Below are 4,108 nucleotides of genomic sequence, written 5' to 3' on the forward strand. Positions count from 1 at the left end.
GATAAGTCTGATAACGCTGGGTTGATAATAACATTTTAAATGCTACCATCACAGCAAAGTAGCTATTTGTATTGGAAGTTTTGTGAAAATAATGAAAATACTTATTGTTACATAAGTTAACGTATGACAAATATGAATATAAACGTTCATCATGAGCACATCTATTTCGAATTGTTGAGAGAAAAAATAAACAGCTTGCTAATTGATGTTCCTTCACACCCCATTTTAATCGTCGGGCAACATCATTCCGTTCCCGTTGTACCATGTTTGAGTAGAACTTACTAATATCGCCCATGGAAAGCGTGTTAACTAATACCCATAGAGGAATATAATTTTTACCACTTACATAGTGTGATACAGATAAATCTTTATCAATATTGAGTGAAATTTTTTTGTACAAGCTGCTTAGTAAATTACATACCTGACCGTATTTTTTTTGACCCAGGGTATCAAAATTTTCAAGTTTAAGATAATTTTTATGCCCGTGTACTTTAGAAAAACAACAGGCAATTAGAGATTTAACTTGCTTTTCTATTTCGAGTATATATTCTAAGGTTATAATTCGTAATTTACGATCAAATTCATATAATGCATATATTTCTTCAAAGGTTGTACCTGGGAAATATTTTTCATAAGAGGTATTTGGCTGTAGAAAAGGTTCTTTGTATCCATTTATTAAATTATAATAGTTGGTATTTCTTATGAGTTGTTTTGCAATTCGTTTGTTCTTTATAATAACACCACGACTTTTTAGAATACCGATTTGCATTCTGGTGTCTCTAAAAATTTTTTCGTCCATGTGTATCTCCTTTATGTGTACAGGATTTTTAATAATCAGGACTTATTTTTACTTTGATGCCATTGGAAATAACAAGTAATATTTGATTTTGCTGCAATTCCACTTTTTTTGTCCTGTAATCCCATCTCATCAATAGCTGACTTCGTAGTGAGTTTAGATTTTATGTTAAATAGAATTTATCCTTTTTCATTTCAGTAAATGATTGAATAACCTATAATTTCTGATATTTAACAAAGTGTCCTGCAAGGATAAAGTATGCTTTTACCCTTTGGAGATAGAGTTAAATTCCAAATAAGAAGAAAGAATAGGATTGAATTGGATAGGTACCGTTTAATTCTTTGATAGTTTATTTCTTCACCAATGGTCATTTCAACTTTCTTGTATGTATCGAGATGGTTATATTATATCATACAGTAAAGTTTATTGCTATCTATAATTTAAAATACTTCATAATAGTGATATCGGTATATTTCATAGGAGTAAAAGTTTTTTGAGTGTGTCTTACAGCTTGAAATTCTCATGACAACCATAAAGGGGGAAGGTATAATAGATATGAATATTGGATTTCAGGTAAAATTATAGAATGTGTATCTGAAAGAAATTATGAAAAGACTTTAAAATATATGATAGTGTCAGACAAATAGAGAATGGGATAAATGGAGAGCATGAGTATGTTAAGTGATGGTATTTATGAACAGATTATCAATACAAAAATAGGGAATGAGTTAGAACAACTGGATTTGCAAAAATATGACATTCAATTAGAAAATTTATCTGCAGATGATTCAAGGCGTGTTTTAACGCTTTATATTTCTCATGTCATAGAACAGGCGCTGCGTTATATTAGAGAGAGCTTTTCGAGTACAAAGGATGAAGAAGCATTGCTGGCGCAGATCCATTTGTGTAATGATATTGTGAAAGAGATTGCAGAACATACGAAAGAGCCAGATTTTAAAGATAATGCAATCCTAGAAAAAGGAGAGGTTCTTGTTTCTCTCTACAATAAAATAAATTCTGCCAGGAATATTAATAAGTTAAAAGTGATTCGTCCAGAAACATCCATTGTAGAAAATGCGCTATTTACTGGAGCAGGAAATGAACCAAGTATGTTGTCAGAATTAAAGCGAGAAATTCTTTCATCAGATTCGATTGATTTGTTAGTTTCGTTTATAAAATGGAGTGCGATCATACAGCTAATTACAGAATTAAAGGAATTTACAAAACGAGAGGATGTTAGGCTGAGGATCATTACAACAACATATATGCAAGCAACAGAATACAAAGCAATACAAGAGTTGGCGAAACTTCCCAATACGGAAATTAGAATTAATTATGAGACAAAACATGCTAGAATGCATGCGAAATCTTATTTATTTAAACGGAAGACAGGATTTTCGACAGCTTATATTGGCTCTTCTAACTTATCAAATCCGGCACTGACAGGTGGGTTGGAATGGAATGTAAAAGTAACAGAAAAAGAATCTTTTGATATTGTGAAGAAATTTAAGGTTTCTTTTGAAAGTTATTGGAATAATGAATCTTTTGAAATATTTGATCCAGAGGACGAAAAGTGTTGTAAAAAGCTGTGGAACGAGTTAAAAAAGGATAAGTATAATGGGTTAAATCATCGGAAGCTTCAAACAACAATCCGACCTTATGTTTATCAGCAGGACATACTGGACCGTTTATCCGCTGAGAGAAAAGTATATGGACATTATCATAATTTGATTCAGGCGGCTACAGGAGTGGGGAAAACGATCATTGCAGCGTTTGATTACAAACGTTTTCGAGAGACTCATAATCGAGCCAGGCTTTTGTTTGTAGCACATCGAAAAGAGATTTTGAAACAGAGTATTCAAAAGTTTCAAGAGGTTTTGAATGATTTCAATTTTGGTGAGTTATATGTAGGTGGATATAAGCCAGGGGATATTGAGCATCTGTTTATTAGTATTCAGTCCTTTAATTCTGCAGATTTTACAGAATGGACCAGCAGAGATTATTATGATTTTATCATCGTGGACGAATTCCATCATGCAGCTGCAAAATCCTATCAGGATTTGTTAAACTATTATAAGCCGAAGATTCTATTGGGATTAACAGCGACCCCAGAGCGTATGGATGGAAAAGATATTTTAAAATATTTTGATGGGCGTATAGCGTCTACAATGCTCTTGGGAGAGGCAATTAATCGAAATTTATTATGCAAATTTCAATATTTTGGAGTTACGGATGAAGTTGATTATAGAAATTTTAAATGGACGCGTGGAAGATATGATATCAACGAACTTGAAAAAGTATATACAGCAGATACAAGACGTTGTGCTCTTATATTGAATAGTGTTAAGTATTATGTTTCAGATATAAATGAAGTGAAAGGACTGGGCTTTTGCGTCAGTGTTGCTCACGCAGAATATATGGCAAAATATTTTAATCAGAATGAAGTTCCATCCATCGCATTATCAGCTAAGAGTGCGGAGGATATTCGAAATGATGCAAGGCAGGATTTAGAAAAGGGAAAAATTAAATTTATTTTTGTTGTGGATCTTTATAATGAAGGTGTGGATATTCCTTCGATCAATACGATTCTCTTTTTAAGACCAACAGAAAGTGCAACTGTGTTTCTTCAGCAGCTTGGGCGTGGTTTGAGGATTTGCCCTGGAAAAGATTATCTTACAGTTCTTGATTTTATAGGGCAGGCAAATAAAAAATATAATTTTGCTATGAAGTTTAAAGCAATGGTTGGTAAAAGTCGGAAGTCGCTGAAGAAGCAGTTAGAAGATGGATTTTCAAGTCTTCCAAGGGGCTGCTATATAGAATTGCAGAAATGTGCTAAAGAGTATGTTCTTGAGAATCTGAAGCAGACAAATAACAATAAGAATATAATGATTGAACATGTGCGGACTTTTAGGGAAGATACAGGAGAGGAACTGACGCTTGAGAATTTCCTCGAAAAGTATGAGATGTCCCTTTATGAGTTTTATCAAAGTACTGGAGCTCGTTCCCTACATCGTTTGAAGAAATGGGCAAAATTAATTCAGGATGATCGTGATGTGGAGAATAAAATATATCGAATGATGAATGGATTGTTTCATGTGGATTCCGCCAGACTTCTTGACTATTGGATTCGGTATATCAAAGGGGATAAGATTCCTAAGTCGGAAGAAGAAATCCGGATGCGAAATATGTTGTATTATACATTTCATAAAAAATATCCGGCCAAAAACGGATTCAAAGATATTGATGATGGAATTGAATTTGTTTTACATGAAGATTTCGTTCGAGATGAGGTACTTCAGATTTTGGAATATA

General features: G+C 33.1%; 2 protein-coding genes. One reads left to right on the forward strand and one right to left on the reverse strand.

What is annotated here, in order from left to right; all coding sequences use genetic code 11:
* A partial coding sequence (locus Q0K35_RS08530) for an Abi family protein (protein ID WP_294562250.1) occupies positions 1-799 on the reverse strand: 799 nt, incomplete at its 3' end.
* Positions 800-1,470: 671 nt separating this feature from the next.
* Here Q0K35_RS08530 and Q0K35_RS08535 point away from each other — a divergent pair.
* The coding region (locus Q0K35_RS08535; RefSeq protein ID WP_294562252.1) for a DEAD/DEAH box helicase family protein at positions 1,471-4,108 on the forward strand (2,638 nt) is incomplete at its 3' end.

It is taken from the genome of uncultured Traorella sp., assembly GCF_944327115.1.
Taxonomy (GTDB): Bacteria; Bacillota_I; Bacilli_A; order Erysipelotrichales; family Erysipelotrichaceae; genus Traorella.